This window comes from Roseixanthobacter glucoisosaccharinicivorans (genome assembly GCF_043195095.2).
Classification (GTDB): domain Bacteria; phylum Pseudomonadota; class Alphaproteobacteria; order Rhizobiales; family Xanthobacteraceae; genus NCEH01.
Window position 1 is genome coordinate 2973418 of the sequence record NZ_CM195538.1, and the last position, 20027, is coordinate 2993444.

The following is a 20027-nucleotide window of genomic DNA, read 5'->3' on the forward strand; positions in this document are numbered from 1 at the left end:
TTTTCCGTGCGCCTCCCGAGGGGCGCGGCGCAATTGTGCCGTTTTCAAATACTGCTCAAACAATTGCCTGCTAGCGATATCTCGGCTGTCCGAAAGGTCTCGTCACCGGTCGGATCTCCCGGCCTATGGCCGCATCAGTCGATCGGTCCGTTTTCGGACGCGTGAGAGACTTTGATGATCGCGACTCGCCATAGTTGCGGCCATCACTTCTAAATCTCTGGCTTGCGACCATCCTTCGCTCGGCCACGCTGATCTTCCGTGTGCTCGTCCCGGCTGTCCGGCCGACGGGCGGCACCGGCAGGGCGATGTCCGCGGCGTACGGATGATCCTGCGGCCCTCGCGACGATGGAGCTGAACACGCCCCACGATCGTGGGCGCGGATGAACACCCATGGAAGGAGGGGAAGACTATGCGTGGTTTGATGTCTGCGAGAGCCGCGGCGCTGGTCATCGGCGGCTATGCGGCGCTGGCAAGCGGGCCTGTCCGGGCCGAGGACGCTTTCCTGAAGGAGATGGTCGAGCTTCAGGCGGAGATCGCTTTCCTGCAGATGAACACGCCCGCGCTCGTGGTCGGCGTCGTCCGGAACGGGGAAAGCATCGTCCTCGGATACGGCAGCCGCGCGGACGGGCAAGGCGCCCCGGACGGTGACACGATGATCCGCGTAGGATCCCTGTCGAAGGTCGTGGCGGGAGAAGTCCTCGCCAGCCTGGTTGCAGACCACACGGTCAACTTCACGGATCGCCTGCAGGACAGGCTGGGCTGGCCGGTCACGGTGCCCACCGCCGGCGGCCGCGAGATCACGCTGCTCAATCTGGTGACCCACGGTTCGGGCCTGCCGCGCGAGGTGAGTATTCCTCGCGATCCCGCGCATCCCGAACAGGTCACGCGCGAGATGTACATGGAGGCTCTGAAGGGACAGAAGCTTCTCTTCCCGCCGGGCACCGGCCTTCATTATTCGAATTATGCGTTCGACCTGCTGGGTGAGGCGCTGTCGAAGGCCGCCGGCAAGCCCTATGCGCAGCTGCTCAAGGAGCGCGTGTTCGATCCCGCGGGGCTCAAGGATACCCACGTGCGGCTGAACGAGGCCGAACGGGCGCGCATCTACCAGGGCCATGCCCCGGACGGGAGCCCCATGCCCCTCACCGAGGTCTCCGACATGCAGGCAGCGGCAAGCGGCCTCTACACGACGCCCAACGACATGGTGCGCTGGATGAAGTGGCACCTCGACCGCTTCGCACGGCCCGGCGCCGAAACGCGCGCCCTCGACCACGCCGCCTATGTGTCGCGCGATGCCCAAGACCCCGTCTCCGGCCTCGATCATTCCGGCCATATGGATGCGATGGGGCTCGGCTGGGTCGTGATGAATCCCGAGGGCAGCCGCCCGCTGATTCTGCAGAAGTCCGGTGGCCGGCAAGGCATCCTGTCCTACATCGCCTTCTCCCCCGCCCGGGACATCGGCGTCTTCGTCTCGATCAATAAGTTCGACATGGCCGCCGGCGACATCCTGCCCCACTTCGCGAACGAGTTGATCCGTCAGCTGGCGCCCCGATGATCGGCCGGCAGGGATTAGCGCCTTTGAGCGCACGCGGCGGCATCGGGCACCTCACCCGATGGCCGCGATGGATCGCCGGGGCAACTGCGTTTGTCCTGTGCGCGCCGCTGCTGGTGGCGGGGATGATCGCTCTTGCGGCGGGCGCGAGAGCGCAGGTGCTGGAGCAGGTCACATCCGAACAATCGGCGGTCATCCAACGCTTCTCGGAGCCGCGCGCGCCGGGAACGATCAACATTGCCGTCCCAGACCTGCAGCGCCGGATTCCGCCCGAAAATGCCAAGGGAATGCGGTTCACGCTGCGCTCCCTGCGGGTGGATGGGGCGGTTGCCGTGCCGCTGGCGCAGCTGGAGCCGATCTGGCAGGACGCCATCGGCACGACGATCAGCCTGGCGGATCTCTACGAGATGGCCGCCAAGGTGGAGCGCGCCTATACAGCGGCGGGCTATTTCTCCATGGCCGTCGTGCCGGTCCACGACTACCGCTCGGGCCACGTGGTCATCACCCTTTACGAATCCTATGTCAGCAAGGTGGTGATCAAGTCGGACCGACCCGGCCTGGAGGCGCGCCTTGCGCCTTACATCAACCGGATCACCGCCATGCGGCCCATCCGCATCAAGGAAGCCGAGCGCATCCTGCTGCTGATGAGCGATCTGGCGGGGCTCAAGATCGACGGTGTGTTCAAGAAGCCGGACAAGCCGTCCGGCGGGGGCGATCTCACTCTCGATATCAGCTTCACCCGGCTGAGCGGCGCCGTCGTTCTCGACAATATGGGCACCGCCCAGATGGGGCCGGTGCAGCTTGCAGCCACCGCTACGCTGAACGACGTGTTCGGGCTGTTCGAGGCCACCGAATTTGCCGGCATGACCATTCCCAACACCCCCCGCGAGCTGCTGTTCGGCCAGGTCACCCAGGACATCCCCATCGGGTTCGATGGGCTGCACGCGGGCTACCGGTTCGGCTACATCTCTTCCCATCCCGGCGCGGATCTCGCCCCGTTGGACGTGGACGTGTCGGCGACCTTCGGGAATCTGTTTGTCAGCTATCCCTTCCTGCGCACCATCGAGCACAGCCTCTTCGGGCGCGTGGAGGTCAATTTCAAGAACAATGAAGTCAACATCGGGCCGGATCTCAGCGCCCTCGACGACAATCGCTGGGTGGCGGCCTCGCTGCGCTATCTCGGCGAGCTCGAGGGCGGCTCCGCGACCGTGATCGCCTCGGCGGCGCAAGGTCTTGATGACCTGGGCGCGCGCGCCGATCGCTGGGCGTTTCCCTCGCGTGCCGGCGTGCCCGACGACTATCGCTTCGTCAGACTCGACCTCGACGTCCGCAAGGAGGTGGTGCCGGAGCTGAACGCACGCCTGCGCATGGCCGCGCAATATGCGTTCGACCCCTTGCCTTCGGTGGTGCGCCTGAACGTCGGGGGCGACCCGTTCGGGCGCGCCTTCGACAATTCCACGGCGGCGGGTGACAGCGGCATCGCGGCGACATTCGAGCTCAGCCGGGCCCTCCCATGGTCCGCGCCGGGAATCTCGGATCTCCAGGCCTTCGTGTTCGTCGATTATGCGGCACTCTGGAGCCAGGAGGTCGGCGTGGACTATGCGGACGCCAGGCTCGGCTCCGCCGGCGCCGGCCTGCGCGCGAGGCTGGGCGATGCGCTCAATGCTCAGCTGCTCGTCGCCATTCCCTGGGAAGACTCCGCAGCACTTTCCACGACGGGCACGCGCGTGTTCGTCCAGATGGCAAGGGCTTTCTGACGTGCAAGCGTTCTGACGCACATGCGTCCCGGGATGTCGGCGTGACCACACGCCGGCGCCCCACTGACCTAACCCCTGACGTGGCCGCCTTGTTTGCAGGCGATCACATTGCCGGAGACCGATGTCATGGCCATGCTCACCTCGTTTGTTGGCCGGGGAGCCCTGAAGCTCGCCGCCGCCTTTTTACTCGGCTCCGCGGTGTTGCCGTTGCAAGCGCAGACCGTCCCCGTGACGCTTGGGGCGTTCCCCCCGGAAGACGTCATGCCGCTCGCCCAGGGCGGGATGGAACGAGCGCTGGCGGACCTGCCGGCGGCGATTGAAAGCGTCATGAAGCAGAGCGGCCTCCCGGGGGCGGCGGTCGCCGTGGTGCACGGCGGCAAGACGGTGTTCGCGCGCGGCTTCGGCGTTCGTGAACTGGGCAAGCCGGCATTGATCGACACGGACACCGTGTTCCAGCTGGCCTCGGTGTCCAAGCCGATGGCCGCCACCGTAGTCGCCGCGCAGGTGACGGCCGGGGTGGTGAAGTGGGACGACAAGGTGGCGCAGCTCATGCCGGGCTTCGCGCTGAAGGATCCCTATGTGAGCGCCAATGCGACGGTGGGCGACTTCTTCGCGCATCGCACCGGCCTGCCGCACGCGGGCGGCGACATGCTCGAGGACCTCGGCTTCGACCGCACCACGATCCTGGAGCGGCTGCGCCTGCTGCCGCTGGCGCCGTTCCGTATCTCCTATGCCTATTCCAACTTCGGTCTCACCACCGGCGCCGAGGCAGTGGCGCGGGCCTCGGGCCAGTCGTGGGAGGACCTCTCCCAGAAGGTGCTCTACGGCCCGCTGGGCATGACATCCACCAGCTCGCGGTATCAAGACCTGCTCAAGCACGAGAACCGGGCGGTGCTGCACTCGCTGGAAGACGGGCATTTCACGCCACGCTTCCAGCGCAACCCCGACCCGCAGTCGCCGGCCGGCGGTGTGTCGTCCAGCGTGACCGACATGGCCGAATGGATGAAGCTGGTGCTCGCCAACGGCCGCTACAACGGAAAGGAACTGATTTCCCCCGCCGCGCTGCTGCCGGCCCTGCGGGCGCAGGCCTTCAGTTCGCCCGCCCCTACCATCGGCGCGCGATCCAGCTTCTACGGCTTCGGCTTCAACGTCGGGGTCGATGCGGACGGTCGGCCGGACCTGTCCCATTCCGGCGCCTTCGGGACCGGTGCGGGCACGCAGGTGCGCTTCCTGCCGTCCGCCGACATCGCCATCGTGGTGCTGACCAACGGCGCGCCCGTGGGAGCCGCGGAGGCGATCTCCAGCCAGTTCATGGACACGGTCCTCTATGGCGCGCCCACCCGTGACTGGTACGCGCTGTTTCATCCCCTGCTGCTGGCCTTCAATGACCCTTCCGGCGATCTGGCCGGCAAGACCGCGCCGGCGAAGCCCGCCGCAGCCCGCCCCGTGGCCGATTATGTGGGCACCTATGAGAATGCCTATTATGGTCCGGCGCGGATCACGCAGGGCCAAAATGGCCTGGTGCTGGCGCTCGGCCCCGGCACGCTGTCCATGCCGCTCACCCACTGGGACGGTGACACGTTCGCGGTGGTCCCGCGCGGCGAGAACATGCCCTATGGCTCGCTGTCATCCGTGCGTTTCGTGGTGAAGGCCGGCAAGGCGAGCGAACTCAAGATCGAATATCTCGACGCCGAGGGCCTCGCCACATGGACGCGGTGAGCGCGAGGCTACGCGCCGCCGCCGCCCCCCACCGAGCGCAGCGGCGTGCCGGCGAGCACGTCCGCCTCGATGGTCTCCAGCGACCGCCCGCGCGTCTCCGGCACGAAGACGAAGCAGATGGCCAGCGCCAGCAGGCACACCAGCATGAACAGGCTGATGACGCTGGTCAGGCCGATCCACTCCGTCATGGAAAGGAAGACGAACGCCACCAGCATGTTGAACAGCCAGCTGGCGGCGGATGCGGCCGCGATGCCGGTCTCACGGATGGCGGCGGGGAACAGTTCGGACATCAGCACATAGGGCAACGGGCCGAGGCTGATGGCGAAGGCGGCGATATAGAGGCCGAGGCCGGCGAGGCTCAGCCAGGGCCAGTCCAGCACGGCTGCGCCCACCACCGTCGCGAGGCCGGCCGCCATGGCAGTGCAGCCGAGAATGAGCAGCGGCCGGCGGCCGGCACTGTCCACATACCGCAGCGCCACCAGGGTGGCGATCACGTTCAGCAGGCCGATGCCGAACGTCGCCGCGAAGGCGGAGGTGCCGGCGGCAAAGCCGAGCTGTTGGAAGATGTGGGGTGCGTAATAGAGGATCGCGTCGATGCCGCTGAGGTTCTGCAGCACGAACAGCGCGCTGCACAGCATCAGCACCGCCCCGGTGCGCCCCCGCGTCAGCAGCGGCCACATCGGCCCGCGGGAGCGGGACCCGCCTGCGGGCGCGCCCATCTCGGCGCCGATGCCGAGCCAGTGCGCGGCCTCTCCGGCGGCGGCGTGCCGGCCTTGCGCGGCAAGCCAGCGCGGGCTTTCCGGCAGGCCGGCGACCGCCAGCAGGCCGGCCGCTGCGGGGATGAGGCCAAGGCCCAGGATCAGCGCCCAGTGCTTGCCCGGCGCGAACAGCAGCGGGGTGGCATAGGCGGCGAGGATGCCCAGGGTGACGGCCAGCTGGAACAGTCCCACCACCGCCCCGCGCTGGCGGGCGGGCGTGATCTCGGCCGCATACATGGGCGCGATCATGGCGGAGATGCCGACGGCGACGCCGATCAGCACTCGGCCCGCCAGCAGGTTGGCCATCCCCGGCAAGGCCAGCGTGAGCCCGCAGCCGACCGCAGCCAGCAGGAAGGTCGCCACCATGGCCCGGCGACGGCCGATGCCCGACGACAGGGGCCCGGCCGCCACCGCGCCGAGGAAGGCCGCGCCCGGCAAGCTGGCGACGAACAGCTGCTGCGCGCTCAGCGACAGGGCGAATGCCGGGCTGATCACCCCCAGCACGCCAGCGATGGCGCCGGTGCTGTAGCCAAACAATATGCCAGAACTCAGCACCATGAGGGACGGCATGCCGAGGCGCAGAAGGGTCTTCGGGGTCATGGCGGGAAAATCCGTGCTCGAATGCCGATGAATTACGTCTAATTATTTGATAGATGATAACCTATCAAATGATATTAATCCATGTAATACACAAATTTACGATCCTATCAGCATAATATACTTTCGTGTGAGGGTTATGTCTTCCATCGAATCGAATATGGAAAGTGTTCGCCATGAGCGGACAAATCGTCTGGCGATCGACGGTGGCGAGCCCGTGCGCACCGCGCCGCTCCCCTGGGAGCTGCCGGGCGCGCACTGGATCGGCGAGGAGGAGCGCGCGCTGGTGGAGCGGGTGGTGCTCGCGCGCAGTCCGTTCCGCTTCTACGGCCTCGATCCCCAGCACATGGTGGACACGCTGGAGCGCGAATGGTGCCAAGCCTACGGGCACACCCACGCGCTGGCGGTGTCCTCCGGCACCGCGGCGCTCGCCGTGGCTGTGGCGGCGCTGGAGATCGGGCCGGGCGACGAGGTGCTGATCCCCGGCTATCTCTGGGTGAGCTGCGTGTCGGCGGTGGTGCGCAACGGCGCCATTCCACGCCTCGTGGACATGGATGCCACCTATTGCATGGATCCCGAGGATGTGGCCCGCAAGATCGGCCCGCACACCCGCGCGGTGCTGTGCGTGCACATGAGCGGCGCGCCGGGGCATATCGAGCAGATCGCCGCCATCTGCAAGGCGCGCGGCGTGAAGCTGATCGAGGACTGCGCCCAGGCCGCGGGGGCGAGCATCAACGGAACCGCCGTCGGCCGGTTCGGCGACATCGGCATCTTCTCCTTCCAGCTCAACAAGAACATGACCTCCGGCGACGGCGGCATGATCGTGTGCGAGGACGACGCGCTGTTCCGGCGCATCGTGGCGCTCCACGACCTGGGCTATCCGCGCACGCCGGCGGGCCGTCTGGACGTGTCCGACCCGGACTGCCAGCTCTGGGGCATGGGCGCGCGCATGTCTGAATTGGCCGGCGCCATGGCCTTGGCCCAGTCGCGCAAGCTGCCGGCCATCACCGCCGCCATGCGGCGCGCGAAATGGGCCATCCGCACCGCCGTCGAGGGCATCGCGGGCCTCACCTTCCGCGAGGTGCCGGACCCCGCCGGCGATACCGGCCCGACCCTGCTGATGCTGCTGCCCGATGCGGAAAAGGCGACATCCTTCATCGAAGCGCTGCGGGCGGAAGGCATCGCCGGCCCGCCCGGTTCGCTGTCCTGCATCACCATGCGGGAATGGGGGCTGCATTGGTATTTCAACATTCCGAGCCTCGTGAACAAGCGCTCGAATGCCCGCGACGGCTTCCCCTGGACCCATCCCTCCAACGCGTTTGCCGCCGACTATGACTATGGCCACGGGGCATTGCCGGTCTGCGACGACGTGCATGCCCGCGGCACGCTGCTGACCATCAGCTCAAACCTCAGCGAACAGGACATCCGCGACATCGTTCTCGCCATCCGCAAGGTGGCGGCGAACCTGTGGCGCTGAAGCGGACAGGACGACGGACATGATGATCTATGTAATTGCGACCGTGGCCGCCATCGCCGGCTTTCTGTTCGGCTTTGACGAGGGGGTCATCGCCGGGGCGCTGCACCTGCTCCATGCCCAGTTCGGCATCGACCCCTTCATGGAAGGGGTGATGACGTCGGCGGTGCCGTTCGGTGCCTTGTTCGGCGCGCTGCTCGCCGGGCGGCTGGTGGATGCGCTTGGCCGGCGCTGGGTGCTGCTGTGCGCGGCGCTCCTGTTCGCCATCGGTGCGGCCTTCGCCGCGGCGGCGAACGGCATTGCCATGCTCAGCCTCGCCCGCCTCCTGCTCGGCTTTGCCATCGGCATGGCCTCGCTGGTGGCGCCGCTCTACATCTCCGAGAGCGCGCCGCCCGAGCGGCGGGGAATGCTGGTCTCCATCTATCAGCTGGCAATCACGCTCGGCATCCTCGGCGCCTATCTCATCGCCCTGGTCTTTTCCGACTCCTGGCGCTCCATGTTCCTGTTCGGCGCGGTGCCGGGCGTGGCGCTGTTCCTGGGTATGCACATGCTGCGCGATACCCCGCGCTGGCTGGTCAAGCAGAACCGGGGCGCGGAGGCGCGCCTCGCCATCGCCAGCATCCGCGACCTGCCGTCAGGCGATGCGCGGGTGGATGCGGAGATTCACGAGATCACCCGTACCGCCGACAGCGAGCGTGGCAGAGGCACATGGGCCGAACTGTTTGGCCCGGTGGCGCGCCCGGCGCTGGTGGTGGGGATCGGCCTGTTCCTGCTCCAGCAATTGAGCGGCATCAATGCCGTGATCTATTACGCGCCGGTGGTGTTCCGCGAGGCCGGGTTTGACCTGTCTTCGGTGCAGCTGATGGCCACCATCGGCATCGGGATCGTCAATGTCCTCATGACCGTGGTGGGCATGGGGCTCATTGATCGCATCGGCCGTCGCCCGCTGCTGATCATCGGCTTCTGCGGCGCGGCGGTGAGCCTCGGCATGATCGCCATCGCCGCCGCCACCGACGCGGAATCGCTGGATGTCCTCGCGTTCATCGGCCTCGTGCTCTACATCGCCTCGTTCGCCGTGAGCCTCGGCCCGCTGCCGTGGGTCATGATGTCGGAGATCTTTCCGCTCAACGTGCGCGGTCTCGGCATGGGCGCGGCTTCGCTGGCCAATTGGGGCTTCAACTTCATCGTCGTCTTCTCCTTCCCCTTGATGGTCGCCCATATCGGCCTGGGCGGGGTGTTCGCCATCTATGCGCTGGTGTGCGTGGCGGGCATCGTCTTCGCCATGCGGCTGGTGCCGGAGACCAACGGCGTGGCGCTGGAGGACATCGAGCTCCACCTGCGCTCCGGGCAGCCGCTGCGCACGCTCAAGCGCCGCACGGCCGCGCCGGATGGCGGCATCCTCCTGAGCGGGGGGCGCGTGTGAGCAAAGCCTGCAGGGATCTGGCGATGCCGGGCGCCGGCACCAACATGGACCTCGGCGGGCTCGTGGCCGCCCTGGTGGCGCGCAGCCCCTACCGCGCCGTGCTGACCCCGATGCTGTGCGACATCACCCGCATCGCTCTCGCCAATGGGCAGCTCAGCGCCGCCCTGGCGGACATCGCGCGGCGGTCGGATTTCGCCCGGACCGGCGTGCTGCGCCGGAGCGATCTCGACGCGGGCGCGGCACCGCTCTCGGCCTTTCTCGAGCAGGTCTATTTCTCTTCGCCGGCTTTCCTGACCTCGGTGGGGGAATGGCCCGTGGGAGGCGCGCGTGGCTGAAGCCGAACACTGCGACGTCTGCATCGTCGGCACCGGCGCCGGCGGCGGCATCCTCGCCCATCGGCTGGCCCTGGCCGGCCTGAACGTCGTCTCGCTGGAGCAGGGCGGCCTGCTGGCGCCGGATCATTTCCGAAGCGTCGCGCCCCCCGGCGCGGCGCGGGACTTCGGTATCGGCCCCCGCACGGCATGGCCGAGCGATCCGCACGACAGCCTTTTCACCCATCCCCTGTTCGTCGATCGCGCCGAAGGCTCCACCAACCGGCCCGAGGGCGGGTTCCGGCACTTTCAGGTGCTGAATGTGGACGGGCTCCAGACCCTCTGGAACGGGGTGAGCGTTCGCTTCTCGCGCACCGACTTCGCCGATTGGCCCATCAGTTACGACGCGCTCGCCAGCCACTATGCGGCTGTCGAACTGCGGATCACCGTCTGCGGCACCCAGGAAAACATCCCCGAACTGCCGGACGGCCTGTTCGTGCCGCCCAAGCCCCTGCGGCCGCCGGACGAACTGGTGGTGCGGGCGGTGAAATCGCTGGGCGAGGCCTATTCGCACGCCATTCCCAACCGCAAGGCCATCAACACCCGCGCCGGCACCGAGGGGGCGTGCGTCTCCACCGGCGTATGCACGTCCGGCTGCCCCGTGGGGGCGGTGTATAAATTCTCCGCCCGTCTGCTGCCCGAGCTGCGCCGCCGGCCCAATTACGAGCTGCGCACGCACGCAAAGGTGGTGCGGCTTGTCCGCGAGGACGGCTCGCGCTCCGTCTCGGCGGTGGAATATGTGGACACGCGGACCAACACGCCCCGCAGCCTGAAGGCGAAGCTGGTGGTGCTGGCCACCGGCGCGGTCGAGACGCCCCGCATCCTGTACAATTCCGCGGACGCGGCGAGCCCCGCCGGCCTCTCCAACGACAACGGCCGCGTGGGGCTTTCGCTGCAGGACAATCCCAAGGCGGTCCTGTCCACTTCGCTCTGGAAGCTCTGGGGCCGGCGACGCGGCTATGACATCGGCTATGGCGACCTGCTGATCCTGATGTCGCGCGGCAAGCTGCCGGACGGGTCGTCCTTCCCCTTCATCGGCCACGGCATCCACGGCATTCCCGATGTGCCGCACTATCTGACGGGGATGAAGGGCTTTCCGCCGGCAGTGAAGGTGCGGATGGCGCGGATGATGTTCTACAGCTACGTGACGCTCGGCCTGTTCTGCGCCGGCGAGATCGTGCCGGGCAACCGGGTGCGCCCCGGCCGGACGCAGGACCGCTACGGCGTGCGGCACGTGGATGTGGATTTCGCGGTGACGGACACCGCCCGCCAGCGCATGGATGCCATGCTCGCCTGGGGGCGCAAGGTGCTGCGGCGGGCGTCCTCCACCCTCGTGCATGCCAGCGTGGACAACAGCGGCACCGGCATCCACTACGCCGGGACCACCCCCATGTCGGCCGATCCGGCCGGCGGCACGGTGGACACCAACCTGCGCAGCCACGAGATCGACAATCTCTACATCTGCGACGGCGGCGTCATTCCCTTCTTGCCGGACAAGCACCTCACCCTGACCATCATGGCGCTCTCGGACCGCCTGGGAGAGCACCTGATCGCCAAGGCCCATCAGAACGGCGGCAGGCCCTGACACGGACGGGGCGTTGCCGGGCAGGCTTGCGCAGGCGCGCGACCTCTCGGCGCCGCTCCCGTCGATCCGCGCGACAGCAGCCGCGCCGGCGCGGCCGGTCCACACCAGCTTCACCATCCCTATGGCCGCATCCGCGCCGTGCGCGCCGCCGACAGCACCGGGCCGGCGCACGTCGCGCGGATCGCGGCCCCATGCCGCCGACGGCACATGCCTGCTCCGACGATGTTTGACGCAAAGCCGTATCGCGATAAAGCGTGTGCAATGTTGGGAAATCGCAGACTTCGGCGAAGACCGTTTCAGCACCGAGGGCTGAAACGGCGAAACGGCCTGAAGTCTTTAGATTTTAATGGTGGGCGCACTAGGGCTCGAACCTAGGACCCGCTGATTAAGAGTCAGCTGCTCTACCAACTGAGCTATGCGCCCCGCCGCGAAGACGTGTCCTCGTCGGGAGGTGGTCGTGTAGCAGAGCTATTTTGCCCTGTCCAGCGCGACCTGTGGAAAACACCGCCCTTTTTCGGGCGGCGTTTTTCTCATTCCTTGAACGCCTCCTCGCGGGTCTTCTGCACCGAGGGCAGCAGCACCACCACCAGCGCGGCGGCCGCCAGGAACAGTAGAACGGCGGAGATCGGGCGGGTGACGAAGACCGTGGCGTCGCCGCGCGAAATCAGCATCGCCCGGCGCAGATATTCCTCCAGCATCGGGCCGATGACGAAGCCCAGCAACAGCGGCGCCGGTTCGCAATCCAGCTTCACCAGCACGTAGCCGAGCACTCCGAACAGGGCCATGGTGTAAACGTCGAACGTATTGTTGTTCACGCTGTACACGCCGATGCAGCAGAAGGCGACGATGGCCGGGAACAGGATGTGGTACGGCACGGTGAGCAGTCGCACCCAGATGCCGATCAGCGGCAGGTTCAGCAGCACCAGCATGAAATTGCCGATCCACATGGAGGCGATCACGCCCCAGAACAGATCCGGCTTTTCCGTCACCACGTTCGGCCCGGGCGTGATGCCCTGGATGATCAGAGCGCCGATCATCAGCGCCATCACCGGATTGGAGGGAATGCCGAGCGTGAGCATGGGGATGAAGGAGGTTTGCGCGCCGGCATTATTGGCGCTCTCAGGTCCCGCCACGCCCTCGATGGCGCCCTTGCCGAAGCGGCCGGGGGTCTTGGAGATCTTCTTCTCGACCGAATAGGACGCAAAGGACGAGAGCATGGCCCCGCCCCCGGGCAGAATGCCCAGGAACGAGCCGAGGATCGTGCCGCGGATCACCGGCGCGATGATCGCCTTGAACTCGTCCTTGGTGAGCATCAGACTCTTCACCTTGGCGGCGACCAGGCTGCGCTGGGATTCGTCCTCCAGGTTGCGGATGATTTCGCCGAGCCCGAACATGCCCATGGCCAGCGCCACGAAATCGAACCCGTCGGCGAGATCGGGCATATTGAAATCGAAGCGCGGCACGCCGGTGTAGATGTCCTGCCCGGCGAGGCCCAGCAGCAGGCCAAGCACGATCATCGCCAGCGCCTTCACCACCGAGCCGGACGCCAGCGTCACAGAGGCGACGAGGCCGAGCACCATCAGCGAGAAATATTCCGGCGGGCCGAACTTCAAGGCGAGTTCCGCGAGCGGCGGGGCGAACACCGCGAGCAGGAAGGTCGCGACCGTGCCGGCGAAGAAGGAGCCGAGCGCGGCGGTGGCGAGCGCTGCCCCCGCGCGGCCCTGGCGCGCCATCTGGTGGCCGTCGATGGCGGTGACCACCGAGGAGGATTCGCCCGGCAGATTGATCAGGATCGCGGTGGTTGAGCCACCATATTGGGCGCCGTAATAGATGCCCGCGAGCATGATCAGCGCCGACACCGGCGGCAGGCCGAAGGTGATCGGCAGCAGCATGGCGATGGTGGCGATCGGCCCGAGCCCCGGCAGCACGCCGATCAGCGTGCCGAGCACTACGCCGACGAAGCAATAGAAGAGGTTCTGAAACGAGAGCGCGACGGAAAAGCCGAGGCTGAGATTGTCGATGAGTTCCACGGCGATGTCCTCAATAGCCGCCCAGCCAGGGGCCGAGCAGCGACAAGGGAAGGCCGAGGCCGAGGATGAACACCGCCCAGCAGAACACCACCATCACGACCGTGATGGCGAGCGCCGTGCGGACACGGAATTTCTGGCTCGCCATGGCCGAGAGAAACACGGTGACCGCGAGTGTCGGCAGGAAGCCGAGCGGATGGATCGCGGCGCCGAAGAACACCGTGCACAGCGTCAGCAGGATCAGCCCGCGCCAGGCGATGGAGGTGGTGCGCTCGCCGGGAAAGCGCAGCCCGTTGATCAGCACGATCACGCCGAACACGCCGAGCAGGACCGACAGCAGCAGCGGAAAATAGCCCGGCCCCATGCGCACCGCGGTGCCCATGGCCAATTGCTGCGTCTGCAGGCCGAAGACCACCGCAATCACGATGAACAACAGGCCGGACAACACATCCTTCGGATTGCGAATGAACCCCATCGACCCCATCCCCCGACTATCCGGCGCCCGCCCTCACGGGCGGCGGCGCGGCGTTCCCCATTCGCCAACAGGACGCCCGCCGAACGGGCGCCCGCCGGACGTGTGCGTCTTCATGGCGGCGCCGGACGCGCCGCCATGCGCGATCAGTCGGCGTAGACGCCGGCGACCTCGATCACCGGCTTCCACTTGGCGACTTCGGACGCCAGGAACTGCTTGTGGAACGCGGGGCTGCGACGATCCTTCGGCTCGGGCTCGGTGCCGAGATCGGCGAAGCGGGCGACCACCTTCGGGTCGTCCAGCGCCGTGTTCAGGGCCGCGTTGAGCTTGTCGACGATCTCCTTGGGCGTGCCCTTCGGCGCATAGACGCCATGCCACACCGCCACTTCGAAGTCCTTCAGCCCGCTTTCCTGCATGGTGGGCAGGTCGGGCAGAGACTTCACCCGGTCCTTGGTGGTGACCGCATAGGCCTTCACCTTGCCGCCCTTGATCTGGCCGGTGGTATTGGTGGTCTGGTCGCACAACAGGTCGATCTGCCCGCCGACCAGGTCGTTCATGGCCGGGCCCGTGCCCTGGTAGGGAACGGTGGTCATCTGGGTGCCGATGGCGGACATGAACAGCATGCCGCACAGGTGCGAGGCCGCGCCCACGCCGGCATTGCCATAGGTGACGCGATCCTTGTTCTTCTTCACATAGTCGATCACGTCGGAGATCGTCTTCGGCTCGAAGCCGGGCTTGGCGATCAGCGTCATGGGCACGGCGGTGACGAGGCCGACATCCTCGAAATCGGTGAGCACATTGTAGGGCAGCTTGCGATACAGCGAGGCCGAGGTCGCCTGGCCGATATGATGCAGCAGCACCGTGTAGCCATCGGGATTGGCCTTCGCCACCTGCCCGGCGCCACGCGTGCCGCCCGCGCCGCCCACGTTCTCGACGATGATCTGCTGGCCGAGCGTCTTCGACATGGATTCGGCGACGAGGCGCGCCACCGTGTCGGTGGGTCCGCCGGCGGAGAAGGGCACCACCATGGTGATGGGGCGGGTGGGATAGGCCGGCTGCGCGCCGGCCGGGGCGGCGGCCAGGCCGAGCAAAGCTGCGGCGGCGACGAGTGCGTGCTTCATGCGCATAGGGTCCTCCATGAAAGCGGCGGGGTTTTTTGGTCTGCGAGAACATTCCCCTGCGTACGTTGAAGAAGGTCGGCGGGGCTCCAGTCAAGCCGGACTTTACTCTTATTTTCCTCAAAGCTTCCCCAAGGGAGGCGCGGTTTGCACTGCACCACTGCCATGATCATCACAAAAACGGCGGCGCAAGACCACACTGCCTCCAATAAGTCCATGATTTGCCTTGTTGTTCTATTTTCGCCACGGGAACCGGCGCGCGCCGCCGTCGTTGTGCAAGGTGCAACGGAGCGCCTTTTGAATGACCGAGATTTCTCGCCCGCTTTTGATTGCCGGCCTCGCGGTGAGCTTCCTCCTCCAGGGACCGGCGACCGCCGCCTGGGCGCAAGGCGGCCCGCCGCCTGGCCAAGCTTCAGGTAACGCGCAGGCAAAGGTGAACATCGACGTGTTCTACGCTCCTCTGGCGGAGCACGGCACGTGGGTCGCCCATCCCGAATATGATTACGTGTGGGTGCCTTCGGGCCTCGACCCGTCCTGGCGTCCGTATCAGGAGGGCCGCTGGATCTGGACCGATTCCGGTTGGTATTGGGAATCGGGCGAGCCGTTCGCCTGGGCGACCTATCATTACGGCCGCTGGGGCTATGAGCCGGAATATGGCTGGTTCTGGGTGCCGGGCGATACCTGGGCGCCGGCCTGGGTGAAATGGCGGCGCGGCGGCGAGCGCACCGGCTGGGCGCCCATCGCCCCCGACGCGCGCGGCTACGCCTATGGCGCCCCCAAGCGCTATGAGGTGCCGGTCGCCGAGAGCTGGGTGGTGGTCGAGGACCGCTATATCTCCGCGCCCGACCTTGGCGTGCGCGTGGAGCCGATCGCGCAGATCGGTCCCTGGCTGGAAAGCGACCCGCGCGAATACGACCCGGTCTATCGCGACGGCGCGGTGATGACGCGGTTCGTCGCGGCGGACACGTTCGCCGGTGTCCTGGCCGCCCCGCTGGTGACCCGCCAGATGGTCTATGTCGACCGCTACAATGAGGAATTCATCGCGCCGAACGGCACCTATATCGGCGTCTACCGGCCGTTCGTGGCGCGCGGACCGGCGGTGGCGCCGCCGCGCTATAGCCGCGAGATCGCCCCTGACCGCCGGGTGGTGATCAACCAATATGTGCGCACCGAGGGGCGCGGCCTCTCGGCTCCCTCGGCCGCATTGCTGGCGGTGCTGGGCGTGCAGCAGCGCCAGGATCTGCGCGCGGCGCGCTGGGAGGGGGACGGACAGGCCTATCAGCGCGATCTGCAGCGGTTCCGCCAATCCGAGCGCGGTCAATTGGAGCAGCGCTGGTCGCAAGCCGACCGCAACGCGAAGGCGTTCGAGCAGGAGCGTGTCCGCGCCATCCAACAGCGCGAGCAGGCCCAGCAAAACGTGTTCCAGCAGCGCCAGCAACGCGCAGATCAGGTGATCCAGAGATTGCAGCGCGAGCGGCCGGATGCCCTGCCGGCCACCGCGCCCGCCGGCACGCCCGCCGCGACGCCTGCCCAATCGCCCGGTCCCGAAGCGCCGAAGCCGGAAGTGCAGAATCCGCGCCCGCCCGCGGGCGCTTCTTCGGCGCCCCAGGTGGCGCCGCCCCCGCCGGGTGCCGCCGGTCCGGGCGGCCCCGCGCAGCGGCCCGCGCCGCCCCCGGGCGCGCACCCGGATGCCCCCCCGCCGCCGCCTCCCGGCGCGGCTCGGCCCGACGCACCGCGCCCGCCGGAACACCCTGCCCCGCCGCCACCGCCGGCGGCCGGCGGCCCGGCAGCGCCCCGGCCTGATCGTCCGCCCGCCCGGCCCGATGTGCCGCCCCCCGGCGCGCCGCGTCCCGATGGGGTGCGCCCTGATGCGCCGCGCCCGCCGGGCGAGCGCCCCGGTGCCGCGGAAGATCGCAAGGGTCCGGAGGATCGTAAGGGTCCGGAAGATCGCAAGGGCCCGGAGGATCGCAAGGGTCCCCCCGATCGCCCGACGCCGCCGCCCCCGAACGCCGCCCGCCCCGCACCCGACAAGCCGCCGCAGGCGGAGCGGCCGGATCGCACCCCGCCGGCCGAACGCGCGGCGCCGGCGGAGAAGACCGCGCCTCCACCCGCACCGCGCGGCGAGGCGCCCGAGCGCGCCCCGCAGAAGGAGCGCGAGGCGGCGCCCGAACGGCCCGTCCCGCCGCCGGCCGCCGTCCGCCCGGAACCGCAGCGCGAGCGCCCGCCCCAGGCCGAGCGCCCACCCCAGGTGGAGCGTCCGGCCGCCGCCCCGCCGCCGGTGCAGAAGCCGCCCCAGGCGGAGCCGGCGCCCCCGCGCCCCGCCGGTCCGCCGCCGGCCGCAAAACCGCCGCAGGCCGAGCGCCCCGCCGGTCCTCCCCCGGGCCCGGGTCCCGCCGGCCCGGGTGGTCCGGGTGGCGACAAGGACGCCAAATGAAAAAGGGCCGGGCAAATGCGCCCGGCCCTTTTTCTTAGACACCCGCGTTACATTCCGATTGAACGGCGCCGGTCCCGATGGTCATGCCCGGCCTTGAGCCGGGCATCCACACTCCACCGCTGGCGCGTTCAGACCATCGCCGAGCGTTTCGGCGATGCGGAACGTTCAGCCCACGGCGGCCTGCGCGTTCACGCTGTTGCGCTTCACCGCGAGCTTGTTGAGCGCGGTGATATAGGCCTGCGCCGAGGCGACGAGTGTATCGGGATCGGCGGCGCGGGCGGTCACCACCTTGCCGTCTTCCTCCAGCCGCACGGAGACTTCCGCCTGCGCGTCCGTACCCTCGGTGACGGCATGGACCTGATACAGCTCCAGCTTCGCATGGTGGGGCACCAGGGCCTTGATGGCGTTGAAGGTGGCATCCACCGGGCCGTTGCCCTCGGCTTCCTCGGTCATCACCTTGCCGTCCACCTCCAGCTTCATGGTGGCGCGCTGCGGGCCGTGGGTGCCGGCGATGACGGAGAGCGAGATCAGCTTGGTGCGGTCATAAGCGGCGGCGATGCCGCGATCCACCAGGGCCTCAATGTCCTCGTCATAGACCACCTTCTTGCGGTCGGCGAGATCCTTGAAGCGGGTGAAGGCGTCGTTCAGGGCGTTCTCGCCCAATTCGTAGCCCAAGGTCTTCAGCTTGTCGCGGAAGGCGGCGCGGCCGGAATGCTTGCCCATGACCAGCGAGGTCTTGGTGACGCCCACGCTCTCGGGGGTCATGATCTCATAGGTCTGGTTGTGCTTCAGCATGCCGTCCTGGTGGATGCCGCTCTCATGCGAGAAGGCGTTCCGCCCGACGATGGCCTTGTTGTACTGCACCGGGAACGAGGTGACGCCCGAGACCAGCTTGGAGGCGCGGGTGAGCATCTGCGACTGGACGCCCGTGGTATAGGGCAGCACGTCCCGACGTACGGTCAGCGCCATCACCACTTCTTCCAAAGCGGCATTGCCGGCGCGCTCGCCGATGCCGTTGACCGTGCATTCGATCTGCCGCGCGCCGCCTTCCAGGCCGGCCAGCGAATTCGCCACCGCCAGGCCCAGATCATTGTGGCAATGCACGGAGAAGATCGCCTTGTCCGCGTTCGGCACTTTCTCCCGCATGGTGCGGAACATGGTGCGGTATTCGTCCGGCGTGGCGTAGCCGACCGTGTCGGGCAGATTGATGGTGGTGGCGCCGGCCTTGATGGCGGCTTCCACGCAGCGGGCCAGATAATCCAGCGGCGTGCGGGTGGCGTCCATGGCGGACCATTCCACGTCTTCCACCAGGTTGCGGGCCTGGGTGACGGTGGTCTTGATGATTTCCAGCACCTCTTCCTGCGTCTTGCGCATCTGGTGTTCCAGATGGATCGGCGAGGTGGAGACGAAGGTGTGGATGCGGCCGCGCCGGGCATGGCGCACCGCTTCGCCGGCGCGGGCGATATCGCCGGGAATGGCGCGGGCGAGGCCGGCGATCACGGCGCGCTTGGAGCGGCGGGCGATCTCGGCCACGGATTCAAAATCGCCGATGGAGGCGATGGGGAAGCCCGCCTCGATGATGTCGACGCCCATTTCGTCCAGCAATTCGGCGACCTGCAGCTTCTCTTCCAGGGTCATGGAAGCGCCGGGGCATTGCTCGCCGTCGCGCAAGGTGGTGTCGAAGATGACCACGCGGTCCTTGTCGGCGGCGGCGGGCATCTCATGATGAGAGGCGTCGGTATGGGAGGTCATGGCTCGGTCCTTCTCGGGTCTCGGCCGGTCTCCCGCGCGCATCTGGCGTCTTAAGGGAGGGCGGGCCGCAATTGCGCTGATGTCTCGTTCAGATCCGATCCCCTGAGTGCCCAGGCGCGCAGCGCCCGGCCGGCCCTCAGGGGCGGCTAAGGAGAAGGAGCGCGCGCAGAATGTGAGCGTTTCCCGCAACCCAGGGGGTGCGGGAGGAGGGACCTGCGCAGTTCGTCCGATGTGACGACACGGTTCGCGGCTCGCTCACTCAATGGCTCTCTAGCGGCCCTGATAGACGAAATGCGCCGCCGGCACAAGACAGCAGCGCGCGGCCGACGCTCTTTCCCATTCGGCCTCAGCACACCTGCGGTCAGCACACCGGGCGACGGGCGCCCCCACCGCCCCTCGTCGCCGCGAGTCTCGCGCGGCTCCCTGTTTCGCCCCTTGCTCCAAACCGCGCGAGGCGCCACCCTTCGCGGTCTTGAACGGGAGTATGCCATGAAGGCTCGCCTGTCCGCCTGCACCCTCGCCGGGCTGCTTCTCGCCGCCTGCACCACCACCTCCTCCCCGCCGCCCGCGCCGTCGCTGGCCTCGGCCGCGCCCGCCGGCGCCGCCGATTCGACCGCGGGCGCCGCCAGTTGCACCTCGGCCCTGGCGAATTTCATGAAGGTGGTGGATGCGGACGCCGCGAGCGGCAATCTCAACCAGAGCGTCTTCAAGCGCATCTCAGCCGACCTCGTGACGCCCAGGGCCACCTGCGCCGCCGGCAAGGACGGCGAATCGCGCAGCCAGCTCGCCGCCATCCGCGCCCGCTATGGCTATCCCTAGGGATTAACCAACGCGGCCGGGGCCGCGGCGCGGGCCGGATTCATGCGCGCCGAACGTTGGCCCGAACGTTGGTCCGAACAGTCGGTTTCTTCCGTCGGCAACCGCCGAAAAGGCACGGAGAAGACTCAGCAAACCGCTGTTCGTCTACGCTAAGCCATTGTTTCACGTGAAA

At 67.7% G+C, this 20027-nt stretch carries 13 protein-coding genes, 1 tRNA gene and 1 pseudogene; 9 read left to right on the forward strand and 6 right to left on the reverse strand.

The window, feature by feature from the left end; genetic code table 11:
- Positions 1 to 421 precede the first annotated feature (421 nt).
- The 3 genes from ampH (at position 422) to V5F78_RS13780 (ending at position 5025) form a co-directional block, all read left to right on the forward strand.
- On the forward strand, positions 422 to 1552 hold the full coding sequence (ampH, locus tag V5F78_RS13770; RefSeq protein WP_394071130.1) for a D-alanyl-D-alanine-carboxypeptidase/endopeptidase AmpH: 1131 nt from the start codon (positions 422 to 424) through the stop codon (positions 1550 to 1552).
- 23 nt (positions 1553 to 1575) lie between these two features.
- A complete protein-coding gene (locus tag V5F78_RS13775) occupies positions 1576 to 3306 on the forward strand; it encodes a ShlB/FhaC/HecB family hemolysin secretion/activation protein (RefSeq protein WP_394071131.1) in 1731 nt (576 codons plus the stop codon).
- Positions 3307 to 3432: 126 nt separating this feature from the next.
- Positions 3433 to 5025, forward strand: coding sequence for a serine hydrolase (locus V5F78_RS13780; protein WP_394071132.1), 1593 nt, complete (start codon positions 3433 to 3435; stop codon positions 5023 to 5025).
- 8 nt (positions 5026 to 5033) lie between these two features.
- On the opposite strand, the gene V5F78_RS13785 is transcribed toward V5F78_RS13780, so the two are convergent.
- Positions 5034 to 6383, reverse strand: coding sequence for a sugar porter family MFS transporter (locus V5F78_RS13785; RefSeq protein WP_394071133.1), 1350 nt, complete (start codon positions 6381 to 6383; stop codon positions 5034 to 5036).
- 157 nt (positions 6384 to 6540) lie between these two features.
- Between V5F78_RS13785 and V5F78_RS13790 the strand changes: the two genes are divergently transcribed.
- The 4 genes and pseudogenes from V5F78_RS13790 to V5F78_RS13805 all read left to right on the forward strand — a co-directional run bounded on the left by V5F78_RS13790 (position 6541) and on the right by V5F78_RS13805 (position 11233).
- A complete protein-coding gene (locus V5F78_RS13790; RefSeq protein WP_394071134.1) occupies positions 6541 to 7857 on the forward strand; it encodes a DegT/DnrJ/EryC1/StrS family aminotransferase in 1317 nt (438 codons plus the stop codon).
- Positions 7853 to 9277: pseudogene (locus V5F78_RS13795) on the forward strand (sugar porter family MFS transporter); the annotation flags it as partial. The gene V5F78_RS13790 and the pseudogene V5F78_RS13795, both read left to right, overlap by 5 nt.
- A complete protein-coding gene (locus V5F78_RS13800) occupies positions 9274 to 9612 on the forward strand; it encodes a hypothetical protein (RefSeq protein ID WP_394071135.1) in 339 nt (112 codons plus the stop codon). The pseudogene V5F78_RS13795 and the gene V5F78_RS13800, both read left to right, overlap by 4 nt.
- Positions 9605 to 11233 carry a GMC oxidoreductase gene (locus V5F78_RS13805; RefSeq protein WP_394071136.1) on the forward strand — a complete coding sequence of 543 codons (1629 nt, stop codon included), beginning with the start codon at positions 9605 to 9607 and terminating at the stop codon, positions 11231 to 11233. The genes V5F78_RS13800 and V5F78_RS13805 overlap by 8 nt, the downstream gene beginning before the upstream one ends.
- Before the next feature lie 347 nt (positions 11234 to 11580).
- Here V5F78_RS13805 and V5F78_RS13810 read toward each other — a convergent pair.
- The 4 genes from V5F78_RS13810 to V5F78_RS13825 all read right to left on the reverse strand — a co-directional run bounded on the left by V5F78_RS13810 (position 11581) and on the right by V5F78_RS13825 (position 14859).
- Positions 11581 to 11656: transfer RNA gene (locus V5F78_RS13810), tRNA-Lys, on the reverse strand.
- Between the two features lie 107 nt (positions 11657 to 11763).
- A complete protein-coding gene (locus V5F78_RS13815) occupies positions 11764 to 13263 on the reverse strand; it encodes a tripartite tricarboxylate transporter permease (protein ID WP_394071137.1) in 1500 nt (499 codons plus the stop codon).
- Between the two features lie 10 nt (positions 13264 to 13273).
- Complete coding sequence (locus V5F78_RS13820) at positions 13274 to 13735, reverse strand: tripartite tricarboxylate transporter TctB family protein (RefSeq protein ID WP_394071138.1); 462 nt, start codon at positions 13733 to 13735, stop codon at positions 13274 to 13276.
- A 143-nt stretch (positions 13736 to 13878) separates the two neighbouring features.
- Entirely contained in the window at positions 13879 to 14859 is a 981-nt protein-coding gene (locus V5F78_RS13825; protein WP_394071139.1) for a tripartite tricarboxylate transporter substrate binding protein BugD, read from the reverse strand.
- Between the two features lie 292 nt (positions 14860 to 15151).
- On the opposite strand from V5F78_RS13825, the gene V5F78_RS13830 reads away from it, so the two are divergent.
- Positions 15152 to 17284, forward strand: coding sequence for a DUF6600 domain-containing protein (locus tag V5F78_RS13830; RefSeq protein WP_509276234.1), 2133 nt, complete (start codon positions 15152 to 15154; stop codon positions 17282 to 17284).
- A 165-nt stretch (positions 17285 to 17449) separates the two neighbouring features.
- Here V5F78_RS13830 and V5F78_RS13835 read toward each other — a convergent pair whose 3' ends face one another.
- Positions 17450 to 19036 (reverse strand): 2-isopropylmalate synthase, encoded by a 1587-nt coding sequence (locus V5F78_RS13835; protein ID WP_394072134.1) that lies wholly within the window; start codon positions 19034 to 19036, stop codon positions 17450 to 17452.
- Positions 19037 to 19525: 489 nt separating this feature from the next.
- On the opposite strand from V5F78_RS13835, the gene V5F78_RS13840 reads away from it, so the two are divergent.
- Positions 19526 to 19855: a hypothetical protein gene (locus tag V5F78_RS13840; protein WP_394072135.1), complete on the forward strand. Its 330-nt coding sequence runs from the start codon at positions 19526 to 19528 to the stop codon at positions 19853 to 19855.
- The last annotated feature ends 172 nt before the right edge of the window (positions 19856 to 20027 follow it).

Bases quoted from the DNA above. Each gene is read 5' to 3' on its own strand.
- V5F78_RS13840 (WP_394072135.1), top strand. From the start codon at position 19,526: ATGAAGGCTCGCCTGTCCGCCTGCACCCTCGCCGGGCTGCTTCTCGCC.
- V5F78_RS13785 (WP_394071133.1), bottom strand. From the start codon at position 6,383: ATGACCCCGAAGACCCTTCTGCGCCTCGGCATGCCGTCCCTCATGGTG.
- ampH (WP_394071130.1), top strand. From the start codon at position 422: ATGTCTGCGAGAGCCGCGGCGCTGGTCATCGGCGGCTATGCGGCGCTG.
- V5F78_RS13790 (WP_394071134.1), top strand. From the start codon at position 6,541: ATGGAAAGTGTTCGCCATGAGCGGACAAATCGTCTGGCGATCGACGGT.
- V5F78_RS13830 (WP_509276234.1), top strand. From the start codon at position 15,152: ATGACCGAGATTTCTCGCCCGCTTTTGATTGCCGGCCTCGCGGTGAGC.
- V5F78_RS13835 (WP_394072134.1), bottom strand. From the start codon at position 19,036: ATGACCTCCCATACCGACGCCTCTCATCATGAGATGCCCGCCGCCGCC.
- V5F78_RS13780 (WP_394071132.1), top strand. From the start codon at position 3,433: ATGGCCATGCTCACCTCGTTTGTTGGCCGGGGAGCCCTGAAGCTCGCC.
- V5F78_RS13820 (WP_394071138.1), bottom strand. From the start codon at position 13,735: ATGGGGTTCATTCGCAATCCGAAGGATGTGTTGTCCGGCCTGTTGTTC.
- V5F78_RS13825 (WP_394071139.1), bottom strand. From the start codon at position 14,859: ATGCGCATGAAGCACGCACTCGTCGCCGCCGCAGCTTTGCTCGGCCTG.